Annotated in this window: 18 protein-coding genes and 3 pseudogenes; 13 read left to right on the plus strand and 8 right to left on the minus strand. The window is 34.3% G+C overall.

All coding sequences use genetic code 11. The features are described 5' to 3' along the window. Positions 1-99: 99 nt before the first annotated feature. The 6 genes and pseudogenes from ACTSKG_RS13850 to csaA all read left to right on the plus strand — a co-directional run. A pseudogene (locus tag ACTSKG_RS13850) lies at positions 100-322 on the plus strand (DDE-type integrase/transposase/recombinase); the annotation flags it as partial. Positions 323-689: 367 nt separating this feature from the next. Next, on the plus strand, positions 690-1,070 hold the full coding sequence (locus ACTSKG_RS13855) for a BlaI/MecI/CopY family transcriptional regulator (RefSeq protein WP_464755144.1): 381 nt from the start codon (positions 690-692) through the stop codon (positions 1,068-1,070). Positions 1,071-1,087: 17 nt separating this feature from the next. Beyond that, positions 1,088-2,875 (plus strand): M56 family metallopeptidase, encoded by a 1,788-nt coding sequence (locus tag ACTSKG_RS13860; RefSeq protein ID WP_464755145.1) that lies wholly within the window; start codon positions 1,088-1,090, stop codon positions 2,873-2,875. 227 nt (positions 2,876-3,102) lie between these two features. Continuing rightward, entirely contained in the window at positions 3,103-4,911 is a 1,809-nt protein-coding gene (gene nagZ, locus ACTSKG_RS13865) for a beta-N-acetylhexosaminidase (RefSeq protein ID WP_464755146.1), read from the plus strand. 443 nt (positions 4,912-5,354) lie between these two features. After that, a complete protein-coding gene (locus ACTSKG_RS13870; protein ID WP_464758037.1) occupies positions 5,355-5,558 on the plus strand; it encodes a hypothetical protein in 204 nt (67 codons plus the stop codon). A 267-nt stretch (positions 5,559-5,825) separates the two neighbouring features. Then, complete coding sequence (gene csaA / locus ACTSKG_RS13875; protein WP_464755147.1) at positions 5,826-6,155, plus strand: chaperone CsaA; 330 nt, start codon at positions 5,826-5,828, stop codon at positions 6,153-6,155. A 675-nt stretch (positions 6,156-6,830) separates the two neighbouring features. Here csaA and ACTSKG_RS13880 read toward each other — a convergent pair. Genes ACTSKG_RS13880 through ACTSKG_RS13890 form a run of 3 tightly spaced genes read right to left on the minus strand, consistent with a single transcriptional unit; the run spans position 6,831 to position 9,798 of the window. Continuing rightward, entirely contained in the window at positions 6,831-7,760 is a 930-nt protein-coding gene (locus tag ACTSKG_RS13880; protein ID WP_464755148.1) for a TIGR03943 family putative permease subunit, read from the minus strand. A gap of 9 nt (positions 7,761-7,769) precedes the next feature. After that, positions 7,770-8,774 carry a permease gene (locus tag ACTSKG_RS13885; RefSeq protein ID WP_464755149.1) on the minus strand — a complete coding sequence of 335 codons (1,005 nt, stop codon included), beginning with the start codon at positions 8,772-8,774 and terminating at the stop codon, positions 7,770-7,772. A 55-nt stretch (positions 8,775-8,829) separates the two neighbouring features. Then, a complete protein-coding gene (locus ACTSKG_RS13890) occupies positions 8,830-9,798 on the minus strand; it encodes a CobW family GTP-binding protein (protein ID WP_464755150.1) in 969 nt (322 codons plus the stop codon). A 353-nt stretch (positions 9,799-10,151) separates the two neighbouring features. Here ACTSKG_RS13890 and rpmG point away from each other — a divergent pair, with 353 nt between their 5' ends. Next, positions 10,152-10,316: a 50S ribosomal protein L33 gene (rpmG, locus tag ACTSKG_RS13895; RefSeq protein WP_464755151.1), complete on the plus strand. Its 165-nt coding sequence runs from the start codon at positions 10,152-10,154 to the stop codon at positions 10,314-10,316. Between the two features lie 22 nt (positions 10,317-10,338). Next, the gene (locus ACTSKG_RS13900; RefSeq protein ID WP_464755152.1) at positions 10,339-11,520 is read left to right on the plus strand and encodes a GTP-binding protein; all 1,182 of its coding nucleotides are present in this window, start codon (positions 10,339-10,341) and stop codon (positions 11,518-11,520) included. A 157-nt stretch (positions 11,521-11,677) separates the two neighbouring features. On the opposite strand, the gene ACTSKG_RS13905 is transcribed toward ACTSKG_RS13900, so the two are convergent. Further along, positions 11,678-12,016, minus strand: a complete 339-nt coding sequence (locus ACTSKG_RS13905; protein WP_464755153.1) for a winged helix-turn-helix transcriptional regulator — start codon at positions 12,014-12,016, stop codon at positions 11,678-11,680. Positions 12,017-12,294: 278 nt separating this feature from the next. Here ACTSKG_RS13905 and ACTSKG_RS13910 point away from each other — a divergent pair, with 278 nt between their 5' ends. The 3 genes and pseudogenes from ACTSKG_RS13910 (at position 12,295) to ACTSKG_RS13920 (ending at position 14,488) form a co-directional block, all read left to right on the plus strand. Next, positions 12,295-13,494 carry an MFS transporter gene (locus ACTSKG_RS13910; protein ID WP_464755154.1) on the plus strand — a complete coding sequence of 400 codons (1,200 nt, stop codon included), beginning with the start codon at positions 12,295-12,297 and terminating at the stop codon, positions 13,492-13,494. A 52-nt stretch (positions 13,495-13,546) separates the two neighbouring features. Continuing rightward, positions 13,547-13,686 (plus strand): annotated as a pseudogene (locus tag ACTSKG_RS13915) (LLM class flavin-dependent oxidoreductase); the annotation flags it as partial. A 256-nt stretch (positions 13,687-13,942) separates the two neighbouring features. Then, a complete protein-coding gene (locus ACTSKG_RS13920) occupies positions 13,943-14,488 on the plus strand; it encodes an NADPH-dependent FMN reductase (RefSeq protein WP_464755155.1) in 546 nt (181 codons plus the stop codon). Between the two features lie 148 nt (positions 14,489-14,636). On the opposite strand, the gene ACTSKG_RS13925 is transcribed toward ACTSKG_RS13920, so the two are convergent. Next, positions 14,637-15,479, minus strand: coding sequence for a pirin family protein (locus ACTSKG_RS13925; protein WP_464755156.1), 843 nt, complete (start codon positions 15,477-15,479; stop codon positions 14,637-14,639). Between the two features lie 112 nt (positions 15,480-15,591). Here ACTSKG_RS13925 and ACTSKG_RS13930 point away from each other — a divergent pair, with 112 nt between their 5' ends. After that, positions 15,592-15,912: a winged helix-turn-helix transcriptional regulator gene (locus tag ACTSKG_RS13930; RefSeq protein ID WP_464755157.1), complete on the plus strand. Its 321-nt coding sequence runs from the start codon at positions 15,592-15,594 to the stop codon at positions 15,910-15,912. A gap of 256 nt (positions 15,913-16,168) precedes the next feature. Here the strand turns inward: ACTSKG_RS13930 and ACTSKG_RS13935 are convergent. Both ACTSKG_RS13935 and ACTSKG_RS13940 read right to left on the minus strand, forming a co-directional pair. Next, positions 16,169-16,588: pseudogene (locus ACTSKG_RS13935) on the minus strand (universal stress protein). A gap of 15 nt (positions 16,589-16,603) precedes the next feature. Next, entirely contained in the window at positions 16,604-18,040 is a 1,437-nt protein-coding gene (locus ACTSKG_RS13940; protein WP_464758038.1) for a SulP family inorganic anion transporter, read from the minus strand. A 90-nt stretch (positions 18,041-18,130) separates the two neighbouring features. Here ACTSKG_RS13940 and ACTSKG_RS13945 point away from each other — a divergent pair, with 90 nt between their 5' ends. Next, complete coding sequence (locus ACTSKG_RS13945) at positions 18,131-18,682, plus strand: recombinase family protein (protein WP_464755158.1); 552 nt, start codon at positions 18,131-18,133, stop codon at positions 18,680-18,682. 277 nt (positions 18,683-18,959) lie between these two features. Here the strand turns inward: ACTSKG_RS13945 and arsC are convergent, their stop codons facing one another. Then, entirely contained in the window at positions 18,960-19,379 is a 420-nt protein-coding gene (arsC, locus tag ACTSKG_RS13950; RefSeq protein ID WP_464755160.1) for an arsenate reductase (thioredoxin), read from the minus strand. Between the last annotated feature and the right edge of the window lie 12 nt (positions 19,380-19,391).

The raw sequence follows: 19,391 nt of genomic DNA on the forward strand, positions 1-19,391 counted from the left end.
TAATCAATGAAGGTACTAAATTACGTACCTTCATTGTTCTATTTTGAGATTATATTTGAACCGTATAAGTACTAATGTGACCAATTATATTTGTTGATTTATAATCGTGAAATTGTTAAGTATAGCGTCGGAGAACAAAAAAAACGCAGCCTTAGTTCAGCGTGCTTTTAAGTATGTTAAATATCCTTTAGGAAATGTGAAAATATTTCACACAGATCGTGGCTCTGAATTTAAAAACATTGGAATCGATGAGATATTAAGTGAATATACAATCGAACGTTCTTTAAGTCATAAAGGTGTACCTTATAATAGCGCGGTGGCATAATGCATTTGAGACGGATTTAAAATATTCCATTTTAAGTAACTGGGGTTTCTTTGAATTACTTACAGTGCACTGCCTTAATAAAAAAAGACATTTCATGAACGGTTACTGCAAATGTTAAATGAGAAGGAAGGCATAGGTAAAGTAATTGGAGCCCATGCCTTCTTTTTGTTTTGAAAATGTACTATATTAATCATTTTTCCTTCCATCATTAAATGAATAAATTGCATTAGATTTTCATTTTTAATTTTGTAGCTCAAACATTGTTGGCTATTTAATTTGGGAAAAAAAGGACGTTGACACCTCCATCCTACGAGTGTAATCTGGAATCTGTAATCGTATTACACTTGTAGGATGGAGGAACAAGATGAAGAATGTAGATTGTAAAATATCGGATGCAGAGTGGATAGTAATGAAGGTGTTATGGGAAGAAGCTCCATTAACTTCTGCGATGATAGTAGAGGCAGTAAGTTCTAATAAGAATTGGAGTCCGAAAACAATTCATTCATTAATAAGTAGACTGGTTAAAAAAGGTGCTTTAGGTGTGAATAAGGAGAAGCCTCTTTATGAGTATTATCCTTTAGTAGATAAAAGAGACTGTATGTTGGATGAAACAAGATCGTTTATTCAAAAGGTATACGATGGTTCGATCCACCTTATGCTCGCCAATTTTATAAAGGAAGAGAAGATTTCTGAGAAGGAAATAGAAGAACTGGAACGATTGCTTAATAAAAAAAATAACAAGTAAAAGGCAGGTAATGATGTATGGTTTTATCTGCAATATTTAAAGAAGTCTTATTACTTTCGCTTATGGGTAGTATTTTAGCATTAGGGATACTTATTATTAAGGCTATTTTTAGACAAAGACTTAGTGCAAAGCTTCATTATTATATTTGGATTTTGCTTGTACTTAGGCTAATAGTGCCAATAGACATTCAAAATCATATAAGCTTTATGAATTTTATTCCCATTGAACAAAAGGAACTTGATCCTCATTTTATAGCAGAACAATATGTTCCTAACATAAAATCAAACAATACTATCACAACCGAAAATCCACCTTCTATAGAAGATAGTAACGCATTAGCTGATCCGGGTATTATAGGCGCTATTTTTAGTTTTGATACTGCAGCGGTGCTGTGGATAATAGGGGTTTCATCACTTTTACTCTATATTTTAAGCGTAAATATCTTGATGATGGCTAAATTAAAAAAATGTTCATTCTGTGAAAGAAAAGACTTAATTGAAATTTTAGAAGCAGAAAAATCAAAGCTTAAAATTAATTCAAAGATAAAAATTATTTATAGTAATTATTCGAAATCGCCAGCAGTTTATGGGATGATCCGTCCTAAAATTATTATTCCAGACGAGCTTATAAACAAATTAACTTCGGAAGAGTTTAGGTTTGTATTAAGCCATGAATTAACTCATATTAAAAACAAGGATTTAGTGGTAAACACCTTACTTATGATTGTTAAAGCAATCTATTGGTTCAACCCCTTAATCTGGTATTCACTTAATCAGGTAAAACAAGACTGTGAAGTGGCTTGTGATGCGTCTGTCATCAGTACTTTAAAGACAGAAGAAGTCAAAAAATACGGTGAGACAATAATCAATATGCTTAGATTATTCTCAGAAAAAAGGAATACTACTGGTACATTAGGATATGCAAATAAATACAGTAAAAGGAGAATCGTCATGATTACACAATTTAAAAAAAGTTCGGCAATATGTGCAGTTTTAGCTGTATCTCTTACAATTATGGTAGGCTGCTCAAGCACCATTAAACCAGGCAGCTCAGAGGATATCCCAAATGAAGATAGTGGCACAAATAGTTCTACTCCATCAGAAGAAATAACCTTACAAGATGAAGCACCACAAAGCAATGCAACTCAAGATAATGCAAATCAAGCAACTCAAAACGATACATCCCAAGACAATACAAGCCAAGCTATACGAAGCAATACATCTCAAAATAATACAAGCCAAGCGTCACAAAACAGTGCAAAACAAAATAACAATACAAACCAAGGGGAAGCATCGAAAAACAATACCTCTGCTTTATCATCTAATGGGGATACTCAGCGGAAACTTCTTTCAAGTATCATGCAATTGGCAAAGCAGGGTAAAATCATCAACTCAGAGTTTCCTGTTAAAACAACCGTTATAGAAGACGTAGAGAAAAAACTAGGAAAAGCGGAAAAGGTTGATTGGGTACCTAATGCGAAAGGAAATTATGCTGTATTTTCAAAATACAATGTGGTATTTGGTTTCAACAAAGGATCACGGATTTTTGAGGCGAGATCGTTTGATAAGAAATTAAATGAATTATCACTTTCTATGGTGAAGAAAGAATTTGGAACTCCAGATTATGATGTAAAAAGTAATGGTGATGAAATTATAGGGTATGTTGCAAGCTCTGATTTCAAGATTTTGTTAGTATTTCCTAAGCCTTCAAACAGTAATCCAGACCCGGTAATGGACCACTACTCCGTGTTTTACCCTAAGGGGACAGTTAATAATATGTCGAATGATCCGGGAAGACAATGGTAATAAAATGTGAAGCGAAAAAGTAACCACACGTAACGAGCTTCTTTTACAGCGTAAACATTATAATTAACAACTTAAATAGAGGATGAATGGATGATTTCATCCTCTGTAAATTACAGGCTTTATTGAGCCGATTTAACGCAATAGAAATAAACATCAGAAACTGAATTCGAAAAATGTAAAAAAGGTCATAATAGTTAAAGGCGAAAAGTTAGAAAGGAAAATTGGATATGAAAAGACAACAAAGAAAATCACGAAATAAACTACGTATTTTTACGATTCCACTTTTAATTTTAGCCTTAATTATTGGCGTTTATTATTATGCAATCAAAGAAAATAGTAGCGAACAGACGACGCAAGATAAAGAAAGTCCAATTATTACTCAACCTACCGAAACTCACCCTACCGGTAAAAATACAGTGGATTCAAAGAATGATCTGAATTCAAATCTTGAGAAATTGGTAGAAGAAACTTTTTCCTTATCGAAGGAAGGCAAGGTTCCGAATATTCCCTTTGCTTCCGGTAAAACAGAATGGAAGGAAGTAAACAAAGAGTGGGGAAAATCAGACCATATTTCGGAAACTGCTAAAGGCAGGTATGAGGAATACAAAAGTCATCATTCTACAATCGGCTATACCGATCAGACCGTAAATGATATACGTTCTTATGATTCTGAACTACAAAATATTTCTTTGAACGAAATTAAGAAAACTGGTGGAGAGCCCGATGCCATTCGTTACTATAAAGATTCAACTGTTGACCAAATGATACTTGTGTATCATGCAACAACTTCTACTGATTTATTGTGGGTTTTACCAGTACAAACAGAGCAGGAGCCAAATCCTAAAGTTGACCATATCTCACTCTATACAGAAATTAAAAAAACACAAAATCAACCACAAAATCAACCGGCCCAAGTTGGCAAATCAAACCAACAAGGAAATCAACCCATTTCAGAAGTAATATCTAAAATGAGCTTAGAAGATAAAATTGGTCAGATGATTCTTGCTGGGGTTTCCGGGACTACAATGGACGCAAATGCAAAAAAATTAATAGGCCAACTCCATGTCGGGGGAATTATTCTCTACAAATATAATTTTGACACCCCTGCACAAACCGTTCAACTTGTGAATCAGCTGAAAGCTAAAAATAGTTCGAGTCTTCCGCTTTTTTTAGGCGTTGACCAAGAGGGTGGACGTGTGACAAGATTGCCAGGTGGACTTGTAAACTTTCCACCAAATAAACAGATTGGACAAGTAAACAATCCTAATTTTTCTTATAAAGTCGGAACACTCGTAGGCCGCGAATTAAAAGAATTTGGTCTAAATCTCGATTTTGCACCTGTTCTTGATATTAACAGCAATCCAAATAACCCAGTAATCGGGGATCGATCATTTGGGAACAATCCAGAAATCGTAAGTAAACTTGGGATTCAAACGATGAAAGGGATACAGTCTCAAAACGTCATCACGACAATTAAGCATTTTCCTGGTCACGGAGATACATCAGTTGATTCTCATCTGGACCTTCCAATTGTAAATAAAAGCCTAAATCAACTTAAAGAACTAGAGTTAATCCCGTTTGAACGTGCGATTAATCAAGGAGCAGATGTTGTGATGGTGGCTCATATCTTATTGCCTCAATTAGATAAAACGAATCCAGGGACCATGTCAAAAGCTGTCATGACGGATCTTCTTAGAAAACAACTAGGTTTTACAGGAGTAATCATAACGGACGATATGACAATGGGAGCCATAACAGAACATTTTGATATTGGTAAAGCAGCGGTAGAATCAGTTAAAGCAGGAAGCGATATTATTTTAGTAGGACATGACTATAATAATGTTGTAAAGATTATCTCCTCTTTAAAAGCTGCTGTTCAAAATGGGGAAATTTCCGAACAAAAATTAAATGAAAGTATAGAAAGAATAATTCAACTAAAAAGGAAATATAGCATTAACGATACGAAAGTAGAAAATCCCAACATAAATGAAATAAATAAATCAATCAATAGTCTTCTGAATAATTATTTACATTAATTATTCATATTGGTTTGTGGTAAACCTTATAATACGAACGGGTGCGCTAGTTGAATAATAAAATAAATAAAGGACCATACATATTAGACATATCTAAAATGTGTGGGTCCTTTTATTATCAACCCTTTTGACTCCTAACCTAAATATAACATTGGTTATACCCCTATATGCGCGATAATGATAATGACGGTATGGTAGGTGAGTAAGCCCCTAGACCTTTGAGGCAAAATAAATGAACGAAAGAACATTTTCTTCGTTGGACGATTTATAACAATTTGCGAATGGGTGTCTGTACAGGAACAACTGAAGTTAATGGTCATATCATCTAAATTTGTATGGTGAAAATATAATTATTTTTCACTACCGGGTGCTTAGTTTAAGAAGGAGTAAAGGAATCGAAGGAATGGATAAAGAAGAACCGAAATAATGATATTCATATGATTATGGATAGATTTAAACGCTCGCTTGTAGGTTATTACAACTACTATTGCATCACGGATAACACTCCAAGTGTTCACCGCTTTAAATACAAAATCCAATATTTACTGTTTAAATTGCTCAACAGAAGAAGTCAAAGAAAATCCTTTACTTGGGACAAATTCAATCTCTTTCTTCATAAATATCCGTTACCTTCACACACGAATTAAGGTGAATATATACGACCTAAGAAAAGAGATTAGCTATATTTTGTGAACGATGACTAGGAGGAGCCGTGTGCGTAAATAGCGCAAGCACGGTTCTGTGAGGGGGGAGGAACACAATCTACCGCAAGGTAGAGAGGTTCCCTTCTACTCGACTAGTAGAACAGCGATGATTAACTGTGTTCAAAAATCGAGCTGAATTATTTGATTATTCAAATTATTGATTCGATATGTTAAGATGGTACTAATTGTAAATGACTGGAGGCTAAATTTGTGGTAACAATTGAGGACTTTTTAAAATTGGACATCCGTATTGGTACTGTTATTAACGCAGAACCCTTTCCAGAAGCACGAAAACCTGCAATAAAATTAGAAATTGATTTTGGAGAAATTGGTATTAAACATTCTTCGGCACAAATTACACAAAGATATACACCAGAACAACTTATTGGAAATCAGGTGGTTGCAGTAGTAAATTTCCCTCCAAGACCTATTGCAGGTTTTAAATCGGAGGTATTGGTAATTGGAGGTGTACCAGAGGAAGGTGACGTGGTACTTTTAAAGCCAGATGAATCTGTTAAAAATGGAACACCAATAGCATAGGAATGTTAAAAGAAACATCCTACTTGTTTTCAATAAAATAGTAACGGTGCTATCTTGCAAAAATGTCGGCAACGAACTTCAGCTAACGGGTACTTTAGTCAAATATTCGCTATCCGAAATAATTAATATTATTACGGCGTATTTAAAAGTTAAAACCATAATTGGGTTACCAACTATAATGTAAATTAAAATATTACGAAAAAACCGTATTTCGTTACTGTTATTGAATTTTAGAGTTACCAACTATAATGTAACTGGTCAAACATTTGTTTTCAAATAACTCAGTCGTGACGTAAGAAAACTGGTTAGATATTCTAACCAGTTTTTTTTATTTGGATATTGATATTAAAGAATATAAATAGTATAAGAAAAAATGCTTTACCTTTCTTGAAGTAAAGCACACGATAGTTGAATAACGGAAACTTATACTTATATCGAAATTTCGGAAGTAATCCAACCTTTTATAAAATCTGCTAATGATGAAGCAATCCATTTTCGACTATCATCCTCATGATTCCATACATATATGTCTGTCACCGTAAAAATAAAATTCCTTGCTTAATAAATGCGTTCTTCCACAAAAACTAGTTTTCCATAAATAGACCAAGTAGATGCCTTTGGGCCCTACTTGGATTTTATTAGGTATTTCTTGATCTTGTGTCTGTATAAATCACATTAAGGCATATAATTTTCATATACATAAGGATCCTCAGGTTGCTCAATTCTTTTTATATCGGTTATTTGCAAGTTTGGTAAATCCCAATCGTTTACATTGGTTTTTGATATTATTCCAGTTACTCTAATCCATTCATCCATTACTACAGGGTGAGAGATATCAGTTGTCGCTACAATACCATAGACAGAAGAATCAGCAACACAACAAGAGATTGCGAATCTGGCAATTACAAATTGATCCGCTTTAAAATCAGGCTCTTTATAAACAAAACCAACAATATCCATCTCTTTGCCTATAAAGGAGTTTAAATCATTGGAAATTATATCTAATACATCTAAAAAATATTCATCTTTAACAACGATTTTATAACTGCTTAAAAGGTCATTTTTCAATTCTTCTCTATTTTTATAAACTACTGGGGCTTCATTGCTATCATATAAGTATGTTATAGAAGCATCATTATTTTCACCTAAGGCATTCACATTATTTATTACAACATCGTCAGAAGGGAAAGAAGCTTCTCCATTCAATTCTGATACTTGCGTAGACAAATTCGACCCGTAATTGACTCCTCTTTTCGCTACAATTGAACTATCCAAAACTATATCTGGAAACCATAATCCAATAAGTATAGGTAATATGAATAATGAATAAATAAAACAACTTTGAAAGAATGATCCGTTGTTGTTATGATCAAAACCACAATTACAATATAACTCCACCTTATTTTTGGAGCTACTTCTCCAAACTTGAATAACTCCTAATACCAATAATACAATGATAGAAAAATAGGAAAACGGTATCATTTTAGGTGCAATAAAGTTTTGAATATTACCAGTCAACATTAACTTAAAGACTAATAGAAAGAAGCCAATCAATATAATTCCTCGTAGTAATATATGAAAACTATAATCCCGTTCTTTTTGCATTATCCCACCTCATAAGATTAAATGTTGAAATATTAAAATTATCCCGTACACAGATATTGTAATAATAATCATATAGCCAATGACAAACTTAGCACGGAAATATGCAAACAGCATTAATGAACTTTTTAAATCTAACATAGGTCCATATAATAAAAATGCTAGGAGTGATCCGGTAGAAAATGTGTGCGCAAACGAAGATGCAACAAAAGCATCTGCTTCCGAGCAAAGAGATAAGATAAAGCCAAGACCCATCATCACGATAGGGGAGACTATATCGCTAGTACCAAGACTAACTAATATTTCTCTGTTGAAAAAAGTCTGAAACAAACTTGCTAAAATTGTGCCGATGATAAGGTATTTTCCCATGTCGAAGAATTCGTCACTTGCATTAAACATTAACAATTTTAGTTTAGAAGTATTCCTTTCGCTCACCAGTACAGAACTATCCAAAAACTCATTTGTTGTCCATTTTAACTGATTACTATTTCGATAGCAGACGTAAACCAGGATACCTATTAAAATGGCTAATATAAAGGCAAGACCCATTCGAGCATAAGCAATACCTGGTGTAGATTGGAATGCATAATAGGTAGAGGCAAAAACAATTGGGTTTAATATAGGAGATCCTACTATAAAAATAACTCCTAAGTGCAATGGCATCCCTTTTTTGATTAACCTTCTCACCACTGGGATAATAGCACATTCACATACTGGGAAAACTGCACTCAATAAAGCGACTGGGATAATAGCAATAAGAGGATTTTTAGGGATAAGTTTCTGAATAGCTTTTTCTGAAACAAAAGTTTGAATTAAGGCTGAGGCAAATACACCAAGAAATACAAAAGGTAACGCCTCTAATATTATGCTTAAAAATATAGTACATACATTTAGCCATGATTTAGGAATTTCAAATGGAATTTGTATGTATTCTGCAGCAAGAAAGGAAAAAGCAATAGCACCAAAGACTAGTAGACCAATTGTTTGTTTCCATAATGAAATTCCTTGATCTCTCATAGAGTCCTCCAATATCCTGAAAAATTATATTCATTCTTTACAAAAAAAGATTTACCTATTTTAGTGTTCCCTCTAATAATTGCTTACAATGATTATTCATTTGCTCATTGTCTAAACCTACACCTATCAAAATTACGATAGGCTTTTTATTTAAAGAGGATGAAACCGGTGTGAATGTTGTCTTCTTGGAAGCATATTGAAAACTATAAAGTTGATCAGAGCCTTTAATTTCAACAAACCCTTTTCCTCGCAAAACGTTGTTTGGAAGCTGATTAAGCCATTTTTCAAATGCTTTTTGTGGTAAGTAAGAAAAATCCTCTAACTTTATTGCTTGTACAGTGGAATGATGATGGTGATCAGTATCCGAATGTTGTTTACTAATAAGAATTGATTGATAACGCTTTTCGAAAAGCATGTCGGTATCTACTTGACCATGTGTACACTTCACTATTTCCTTTTCATTTCCAGATATTTTCATGATTTTATGTATCACTTTGTCAAGCTGTTCTGATGTGATAAGATCTGTCTTATTTAGCAGTAATATGCTTCCGCAAATCATTTGTTCCTTCATTAGCTTCCGAACTTCAGCTGAACTAGAGAAGACACTTTGATATTCTAAATAATGACTAGCATCAAGAACCGTAATTATAGACATTATTTCAAACTGATCAATATAAGGTTTACTCAATAATGCTTCTTGTATTTCTAATGGGTTTGCCACCCCTGTTCCTTCTATAAATAAAACATCCAAAGGATTGCTATCCATTTCTGCAATCAATTTATCCATGGTATCCTTTAAGTCATCTTGAATCGTGCAACAAATACAACCATCTAGTAACTCAACTACTTTTTTATCTTCAAATAAATGACCTTCAACGTTTACTTGACCTAATTCATTTAAAATAATTCCTGGATGTTGATCTTTTTCCTTACAAGATTGAAGCATGTTCAAGAGGACAGTAGTCTTCCCGCTTCCAAGAAAACCACTTAAGATAAAAACAGGGATTTTGGTAGCTATATTCATTAAATCTCTCCTAACTCTTTGTTTTTATAATAAAACCTGGAAAAAGTGTTGTTTATCATGTATAAGAGAATATGTTTTATCACTAGAGGATTATCCGTTTAAATCCATTATTATAATTATATGAATGGGTACCACATAGTAGGACTATAAACTACTTAATTAACCTCTTCAATAGTAATCGTTACTATTTAGGATTTTACTTCTTATATACTTTTTCGTCAAACACAAAATGAATTTATATCTATAGATTAATAGATTAGTTCAGAGAACTTTATGACCAAATAAGTAAATAAGTATTGACAGTATTAAGAAAAAATAATATCCTTTAAATCGTAATCATTACTATTTAAAAGATGGAGGGCACAACAATGAGAGTCCAAATAACTTTAGCTTGCACTGAAACAGGAGATAAAAATTATATTACGACGAAAAATAAACGGAATAATCCTGAACGTTTAGAATTAAAAAAATATTCATCACGATTAAAGCGTGTAACTTTACATCGGGAAACAAAATAAATAACAGAAAGGAAGAGATTATGTGAATAAAATACCAGTTACAGTTTTGAGTGGTTATTTAGGTGCAGGGAAAACTACTATATTGAATCATTTATTAACAAATCGAAATGGTAGAAAAATAGCTGTAATTGTTAATGATATGAGTGAAATTAACATTGATGCTAAATTAATTCAAGAACAGGGTTTTTCACGAACAACAGAAAAATTAGTGGAACTATCGAATGGATGTATTTGCTGCACGTTACGCGAAGACTTAATGATTGAGGTTGAAAAACTAGTCGCTGCTGGTGATATTGACTCGATTGTCATTGAATCAACAGGGATTAGTGAACCTATTCCAGTTGCCCAAACATTTTCCTATATTGATGAAGAAACAGGTATTGATTTAACTCCACATTGTTATTTGGATGCTATGGTAACAGTGATTGATGCAAATCGTTTTTGGCATGATTATGAAAGTGGAGAAACACTATTTGAGCGTAAACAAACGGAAGATATCTATGATCAGCGAGATGTATCTGATTTATTAATTGATCAAATAGAGTTTGCAAATATTCTTTGTATCACAAAAGCAGACTTAGTTACACCAGAGTATTTAGAAACATTTAAGGCATTTTTATTAAAATTAAATCCAAGTGCGGAACAACATATTGTGAAAAATGGAATTATTAAACCTAATATTTTACTAGGTCGCAACTTATTTGACTTTGACGAAGCTAGTCAAGGTGCAGGGTGGATAAAAGAATTAAATGAAGAACATGTACCAGAAACCGAAGAATACGGTATTTCCTCTTTTGTTTATAGACGAAGAACTCCGTTTCACCCGGAACGTTGGTACGAATGGTTAGAGAAGTTTCCTGACGAAATTGTTCGTACGAAAGGTTTCTTCTGGCTAGCGACGCGCAATATGCCAGGTATATTATCACAAGCTGGATCCTCGATTCAATTCCAAGGCGCAGGCGAATGGATTGCAGACTTACCAATAGAAATACAAGAAGACGCATTTCGTGAAGATCCTACTTTAAAAGATAGATGGGATAAAAAATTTGGAGATAAGCAGACGGAGATTGTGATAATTGGTATAGAACTAAATCGAACAGAAATCGAGCAACAACTAGATCAATGTTTGCTAACAGATCAAGAAATGCAACAAGACTGGAGCGCATTTAAAGATCCATTGCCAAAATTTATCGTGAATAACTAGCTTCATAAATAAACCATATCTGCATCAATTCAAGTATAAAAGATTGGGTGATTACGTGCATTTTTTTGAAATTGTGTGGATACCCCAACAAATATTATAGAACCAATAAAAAAGGACTCGCTGCTTTTTAGCAATTCGAATCCTTTTTTATTGATATTTAATTCTCAACTTCCTGATATGTCAGCTGATCTGTTAATTCAATGTGCCCTTCTCCCCAACTGCACATTGCATCCAATATGGGACGAAGAGACCATCCATACTCTGTTAAAGAGTAAATGACCTTCGGTGGAACCTGGTCAAATACCATGCGGTTAACAACGCCGTCCGCTTCTAGTTCGCGTAGCTGCTGGGTAAGCATTTTTTGCGTGATGCCGGGCATCAGCTTTTTCAATTCACTCGTTCGTTTTTCTCCTTTAATCAAGTGACACATAATGACGACTTTCCACTTTCCACCGATGACGTCAAGTGTTGCTTCTACAGGAATATTATAAGCCATTCTAGTTCCTCCTTTTTAATTTATGATAGGTACTTTAAAGTTCCTACATTACTTTAAAGTGCGTACTTTTCATTTTAATCTATTAAGTTGATAATAACATGCACAAGCAAGAAATAACAGCTCGAAACTAACCATAGGAACTTTAAAGTTCCTACGTTACTTTAAAGTGCATACTATTATTTCTGCTTTGTATGTTCCATAATAGCGTTCATAGGCAGTGAATTAAAATGGCGCCAAGTTACACTGTCCATTAAAAAATTAAAAGGAGGATTCTTTTTATGAATTCAACAGCTATAAATACTCAAGAAAAAAAAGGCGGCACCGCCGCGTTAATGGCTTTGGCCATCAGTGCCTTTGGAATTGGTACAACTGAATTTGTACCGGTAGGATTACTTTCATCATTAGCAGATGATTTAAATATTTCCATTACTTTAGCTGGTTTATTAATATCTGGTTATGCAATGGGCGTTGCTATTGGTGCACCAATCCTTACTGCTTTATCCAACAAAATGAGTAGAAAAACTTTATTAATGCTATTGATGGTTGTCTTTATTGCTGGTAACTCAGTTGCTGCTTTGTCGACAAGTTTTGAATTATTATTAGTGGCACGATTTATTACCGCATTTTCTCACGGCGTATTCTTCTCAATTGGTTCAACGATTGCGGCAGATCTAGTTCCTGAACACAAACGGGCCAGTGCCATCGCTTTTATGTTCACAGGTTTAACAGTTGCAACAGTAACAGGTGTACCACTGGGTACATTTATTGGTCAAGCCTTTGGATGGAGATCAACGTTCTGGGCTGTAGCGATCCTAGGTGTAATTGCTATTATTGCAAGTGCCATTCTGGTTCCTAAAAATCTTAAACAAGCACCACCATCAAAATTTAGTGATAACTTCAAAATATTAACTAACGGTCGATTACTTCTGGCATTTTCGATTACAGCTTTAGGATATGGTGGTACTTTTGTAGCGTTTACCTACCTTGCACCATTGTTAGAAGATATCACAGGATTTGCACCAAGTGCTGTCAGTGTCATCTTGCTTGTATATGGTGTTGCTGTAGCAATTGGAAATACAATTGGTGGAAAAGCTGCCAATAAAAATCCCTTAAAATCCTTATTATGGATGTTCTTATTTCAAGCCATCATCTTAGTTATATTAACTTTCACAGCGCCATTCAAAGTGGTAGCTATTATCAGCATCTTCTTTTTGGGATTATTAGCCTTTATGAACGTACCAGGATTACAAATTTATGTTGTTCAATTAGCTGAAAGATATGTACCTTCCGCAGTGGACGTTGCGTCAGCTTTAAATATCGCTGCATTTAACGTCGGAATAGCAATAGGTGCATTTATTGGGGGACTTATCGTAGATTCCATCGGATTAATTCATACACCTTGGATTGGTGGTGTAATGGTTCTTGGAGCTGTTCTTCTTACTTTGTGGAGTTCTTCTTTTGAGAGAAAAATCAGATAAAGGAGGAATTTAAGGGTCAAATCGGATATTCTAAGTTGCAATGATGAAACTAATTCGTTCTTCAAATGGAACCATTATGGGAGCGAATCTAGTTCCTAACCAACTAAGCAAATCCCAACCTTTATTACCGGATATGCTCAACAGGATACGAAATGGTTTGCCGAGCACGGTGACGGATGGATGTATTATCCACTCAAGAAGTCACGATAAAAAGATGGAGGGATAAAAAAATTAAAGAGATAACCAATAAGTTAAGAACACTTTCCATTTCTAGTACCATATATACTATCTTTTTATATACTATATCACTTTAAAGTGCGTACTATTTATTATTACATATATATGTAATAATAATATTGTTGGTTAAAAATAAAACGATCGTATAAACGTATATGACTTTTTGCAAGGTAAAAGGAGAATACGTTTTGAAAAGAGAGGCTGGTATAAAATGACAAAGATAGGTGTTTTAGTTGGGAGTCTGCGGAAAGAATCTTTTTCTAAAAAAATTGCAGAAAATGTTGCGACTTTATTCCCTGAAGGATATGAAAGTGAATTTATCGAAATCGGTAATTTACCTTTCTATAATCAAGATTATGATAATGAAAACAATGTTCGGGCAGAATACACTGCTTTCCGTAACATAATAAAGGATATTGACGCTGTTTTATTTGTAACGCCTGAATATAACCGAACTGTACCTGCTGTAATAAGTAATGCATTGGATGTTGGTTCCCGTCCCAAAATGGATAATGTATGGAACGGCAAACCAGCAGCCATTATCAGTCAATCTCCAGGGAATTTGGGCGGATTTGGTGCCAATCATCATTTACGCCAAACACTAACGGCAGTAAATATGCCGGTAGTACAACAGCCCGAAGTCTATATTTCCAATTCAGCAGAATTATTGGATGAAGACGGCAAAATTAAGAATGAAGGAACTATTCAATTCTTACAATCTTTTGTAGACACGTTTGTTAATTTGATTAAGAAATAAAGAACGTGAGATAACTTCAGTTCTTTAGAAAAAAGATTAATGTTCACTGGCTGAGGGTAAAGAAATAGGTTGGGGCATATAGCAGAAGAAATTCTGTTTATGCTCCAACCTATTTTATTAGATAATAGAATAAAAAAAGACAAAATCCTTAATCTTCTAAAGCTTCGAATTTACCCTCACGATAATCCTGATAAGCCTGTCGTATTTCTTCATCTGTATTCATTACAAAAGGTCCATATGCTACTACAGGTTCTTTGATGGGCTCACCTGCAAACAGAATAAGTCGTAAGTTTTCGTTTGCAGAAACATGGATACCACTCCTAAACTCATCATCCGCAGAACCTAACCACATCGCTTGCCCTTTTTTCGCTTCGATTTTATTATCTCCGAATGTGCCATTACCTTCTAATACATAAATATAGCCATTATAAGTACCTGGAAGATCTTGAATAGTGGATGATCCTTTTTCTAAAACTATTTCTACAAATGTAACGGGTGCGTAATTCAGTGTATTCGATACAATGTCTCCTGACGAACCTGAATATACCCTAATTAAAGCACCATTCTCCTCACGAACAGGCATGTCTTTTGCATGCATATTTTGATAACGGGGCTTTACCATTTTGTATTTACGAGGTAAGTTAACCCAAAGTTGAAGGAGATGAACTTTTTCACCATCAAGTGGTGATTCGTTATGAAGAACCCCACTACCAGCAGTCATAAATTGCAAGTCTCCCTTTTCTAGAATTCCTCCCGCACCAGTAGCGTTGTCATAATGTTGAATTCTTCCATCGATGATATATGTTAGGGTCTCTATACCACGATGTGGATGCACATCAAATGCACCTTTTTCAAATTTATCTTCCATTAATAATAAAAACGGGTCATAATCCACCCAATTTCCAGGAGCAAGAACTGGTCCAGCGGTATGGATAGGACTAATTTCTTGTTCATTTACCGTCCATATTTTTTTTATTTCACGAAGTTTCATATTCTCATCCCCTTTTTTAACTATTAGAATTATAATATACCATTAAAATTAATTATGTAAGTATGCACTTTAAAGTGATATAGTATACCAAAGGATACTAAAGGAGGTTAATATGAAAATGCAACCTAAACACTGTAAAACACAAGGTGCTCTTTCCATCCTAGCTGGAAAATGGAAGCCGACTATCTTATTGTTTCTAATGTCGGAGGGTACAATGAGATACGGGGAATTAAAAAAAGAACTAGTAAGTATTACACCCAAAATGCTAACAAATCAATTACGAGAATTAGAAGAAGAAGGGCTCATAAGTCGAAAAGTATATCCTCAGATTCCACCAAAAGTTGAGTATTCAATAACTGAGTATGGAATGACATTGAAGCCTATTTTGGATGCAATGCATGAGTGGGGGACGAAACATACCACAGGAAAATAGAGAATGCAAAGCAATAATTTATTTATTATAATTGTCGTTAGACCTAAATAAAAGTTTTTTGCAAATGTACTTTTTTAAAATCTATCTTATCTTCTATAAAATATAGGGGTTAGTTCAGTTTAAAATACAAATTATATAAACACATATTAAGTGTTATTTACATTGCTCGTATAAAGAAAAGACCGAAAAACTGAATTTCGGTCTTTTTCTTGTTAAAATCTACATTTGATCAGATACAATACTTGAAACAATAAATCTATTTCACAATCAATGCTGGACAATTTACAAGTTTCATCACTTTATGACTGACGCTACCTAATACCATTTCTTGAAGACCGTTTAGTCCTCGACTACCTATAATAACAAGATCGACAACTTGTTCGTTCGCATACTTTACGATTTCTGGTCCTGGTACTCCATGTAAAATCCTCACGTTGTAAGAAATGCTGGCATCTCAAAGTAGTTGCTCGACATTTTGAATTTTTTTTCGCCGTTCAAGATTTAATGCCTCATTCGATTTTGTATGCAACACTTCCGACTTTGCTTTATCAATATTAGCTATATACACGATTTCGACCAGTGAACCTGTATTACACGAAGCGATTTTGATTGCTTCTTTCGCCACACGAATAGCATTTTCTGATTCATCAGCAGCCAATAAAATATGTTTATACATGCTTTATATACCCTTTTAATGAGATGATGTCATTCCAGCTAATTGTGTGATTACCTTTTGACTTGAAGAATCTAATCCCACTACTTCCACCTTAATCCCATTTGCACTCAACATCTCTTTTACTTTCAATAATGCTCCTACGCCTGAATCATCCCAAATGCGACTATTTGAGAAATCAATTTGAATATTATTCTCCTGCATATCTGCTTTTTTAAAGTAGTCAATAAAAGCATCCGTTGAGGCAAAGAAAAGCTGGCCATTTACAATATAACGATAATCTTGTTTTGTAATTTTCAATGTCGATATTTTTACGACGAAGAAGATCGCACTTAAAATTACCCCCGCAATGACCCCTTTTGATAAATCGTGTGTATAAACAACGATTACGACGGTCGTAAGCATCACAAGTGCATCTGTACGTGGCGCTTTTATTAAATACTTAAATGAATTCCAATCAAACGTACCTATACTTACCATAATCATAATTCCCACAAGTACTGGCATTGGAACTTTCACAACTAAGTCACCTAATACGATAATTAAAAAAATCAAAAATAAGCCAGCTACAAGTGTCGATAAACGCCCACGTCCTCCAGACTTAACATTAATCATAGATTGGCCGATCATTGCACATCCAGCCATTCCACCAAAGAATCCATTAATGAAATTAGCTATTCCTTGTCCTCTTGCCTCCTTGTTTTTATCACTTTCTGTTACTGTCATATCATCAACAATTTGCGCCGTTAATAATGATTCAAGTAAACCAACGATTGCTAAAGCAATCGAATAAGGAAAAATGATTAGAAGTGTTTCAAAAGTAAAAGGCACATTAGGAATCAAAAAAGAAGGGAGGGTTTGCGAAATGTTTCCTAAATCCCCAATTGTTTTTAAATTCACTCCACTAAAGAGTGCAACAGCCGTTAAACCGACAATCGCAATAAGTGGCGCTGGAAACACCTTTATAAAACGTGGTAATGTATAGACAAGCAAAAGCGTCACAGCCACAAATACATATGTCATCGTAGAAATACCGATGAAATGTGGTACTTGTGCTAGGAATATTAGAATGGCTAATGAGTTAACGAAGCCGATCATAACGGCATTTGGAATAAACTTCATTAACTTCGCTACTTTAAAAACTCCAAATAGTAGTTGAATAATACCAGTCAGAATCGTAGCGGCTAATAAATAATCTAGACCATAATCTTTTACTAATGGAGCCATAAGCAGTGCCATAGCACCCGTTGCTGCTGAAATCATACCTGGTCTGCCACCGACAAATGCGATAATGACAGCTATACAAAATGACGCATATAGACCAACCATTGGGTCAACCCCTGCGATAATGGAAAAGGCTATGGCTTCAGGAATAAGTGCAAGTGCAACGACAATACCCGATAATATATCGCCACGCACATTTCCAAACCATTGTTGTTTTATACTTTGCATGATAATCTCCTTTATTATTAAAATTCTTTGATTATCATAACATCTTTATTCCCAAAAATGAACGTTTTCGGGAATAGGTTAGGAGTGAATAGAATGATTTATGGCTATGTAAGGCCTTTATATGATGATGAACATTGCGAAAATCAACTCAGCAGTTTGCAAACTCCATGTAGAAAAATCTATTGTGAATCACATGGTTCACCGAAGAAAAGGGAACAACTAGAAGCCATGCTCATGGCTTTACAAGATGGCGATACAATCGTGGTGGAGAGAATGTTTGTGCTAGCTGATACGACAAGACATTTCGTTGAACTTTTAAAACTAGCTGAAAAAGACGGAGTTACTATTCATTTCTTAAAGGAAGAGATTCAAAGCAATGAAGTTTTAACATTCTCTCTGCAGGATATGATGCTACATATCCTTCAATTTCAATCCGATATCGTAAAACAATCTACAACACTTGGAATTGCACAAGCAAAGGAACAAGGCAAATCCATTGGGCGCCCTAAGAAATCTGATGAGAACATTAAAAAGGCAATTACCATGTATCACTCTGGTAAATTCACATTGCTTGATATTAAAAATGAAACGGGCATCAGTAAATCAACGCTTTATCGCTACTTAGAGGGAGCGGAAAATAGGTAACAAAGTTAAAATTTAAACCAAGCTAATATCAAACGATTTCTAAAGTATAATTAGCTTGGTTTTTTTATATGCTAATATACCCCTTCCATTACAACCAATAACAAAGTATATTGTTCAACTCACGAATATTTACAGTCGTATTCCATCACAATATAGTTATACTTTATTTAATTGTAATTTACAGGTTTTATTTAACCAAAAGAAAGACCACTCATTTAAAGTGGTCTCAAATGTCTAAAAATCGAACCAAGAGAATTTATTCTTGAAGATTTATATATTATTCGCCAGTTTCAGAAAAATGTTTGATTCTGTCTCTAATTTCATCGCGAACTCGTTGGAATGTTGCCCATTTCTCAACATCAGTTCCTTCTGCCTTTGCAGGATCCTCAAAGCCCCAATGATCACGTCTAACATGAGATGGTGTCATTGGACACTTATCCGCTGCATCTCCACAAAGAGTGACTACAAAATCTGCATTATTCAATGTTTCCATATCAATAATATCTGAAGTTTGTTGTGAAATATCGATGTTGGCTTCTTTCATAGCTTTAACAGCATTCGGGTTTAGGCCGTGTGCTTCAATACCCGCACTTAGTACTTTCCACTTTTCGCCTAAATACTTTTTTCCCCAACCTTCTGCCATTTGGCTTCTACAAGAATTTCCGGTACATAAAAAGTAAATTATTTTTTTAGACATAATCAGTAATCC

Source organism: Psychrobacillus syltrankelensis, from assembly GCF_055454035.1.

Bases quoted from the DNA above. Each gene is read 5' to 3' on its own strand.
- ACTSKG_RS13905 (WP_464755153.1), bottom strand. From the start codon at position 12,016: ATGGCTTATAATATTCCTGTAGAAGCAACACTTGACGTCATCGGTGGA.
- ACTSKG_RS13860 (WP_464755145.1), top strand. From the start codon at position 1,088: ATGGTTTTATCTGCAATATTTAAAGAAGTCTTATTACTTTCGCTTATG.
- ACTSKG_RS13920 (WP_464755155.1), top strand. From the start codon at position 13,943: ATGACAAAGATAGGTGTTTTAGTTGGGAGTCTGCGGAAAGAATCTTTT.
- ACTSKG_RS13925 (WP_464755156.1), bottom strand. From the start codon at position 15,479: ATGAAACTTCGTGAAATAAAAAAAATATGGACGGTAAATGAACAAGAA.
- ACTSKG_RS13870 (WP_464758037.1), top strand. From the start codon at position 5,355: ATGGATAGATTTAAACGCTCGCTTGTAGGTTATTACAACTACTATTGC.
- ACTSKG_RS13945 (WP_464755158.1), top strand. From the start codon at position 18,131: ATGATTTATGGCTATGTAAGGCCTTTATATGATGATGAACATTGCGAA.
- ACTSKG_RS13890 (WP_464755150.1), bottom strand. From the start codon at position 9,798: ATGAATATAGCTACCAAAATCCCTGTTTTTATCTTAAGTGGTTTTCTT.
- ACTSKG_RS13880 (WP_464755148.1), bottom strand. From the start codon at position 7,760: ATGCAAAAAGAACGGGATTATAGTTTTCATATATTACTACGAGGAATT.
- arsC (WP_464755160.1), bottom strand. From the start codon at position 19,379: ATGTCTAAAAAAATAATTTACTTTTTATGTACCGGAAATTCTTGTAGA.
- ACTSKG_RS13885 (WP_464755149.1), bottom strand. From the start codon at position 8,774: ATGAGAGATCAAGGAATTTCATTATGGAAACAAACAATTGGTCTACTA.
- rpmG (WP_464755151.1), top strand. From the start codon at position 10,152: ATGGAGGGCACAACAATGAGAGTCCAAATAACTTTAGCTTGCACTGAA.
- ACTSKG_RS13910 (WP_464755154.1), top strand. From the start codon at position 12,295: ATGAATTCAACAGCTATAAATACTCAAGAAAAAAAAGGCGGCACCGCC.
- ACTSKG_RS13855 (WP_464755144.1), top strand. From the start codon at position 690: ATGAAGAATGTAGATTGTAAAATATCGGATGCAGAGTGGATAGTAATG.
- ACTSKG_RS13930 (WP_464755157.1), top strand. From the start codon at position 15,592: ATGAAAATGCAACCTAAACACTGTAAAACACAAGGTGCTCTTTCCATC.
- nagZ (WP_464755146.1), top strand. From the start codon at position 3,103: ATGAAAAGACAACAAAGAAAATCACGAAATAAACTACGTATTTTTACG.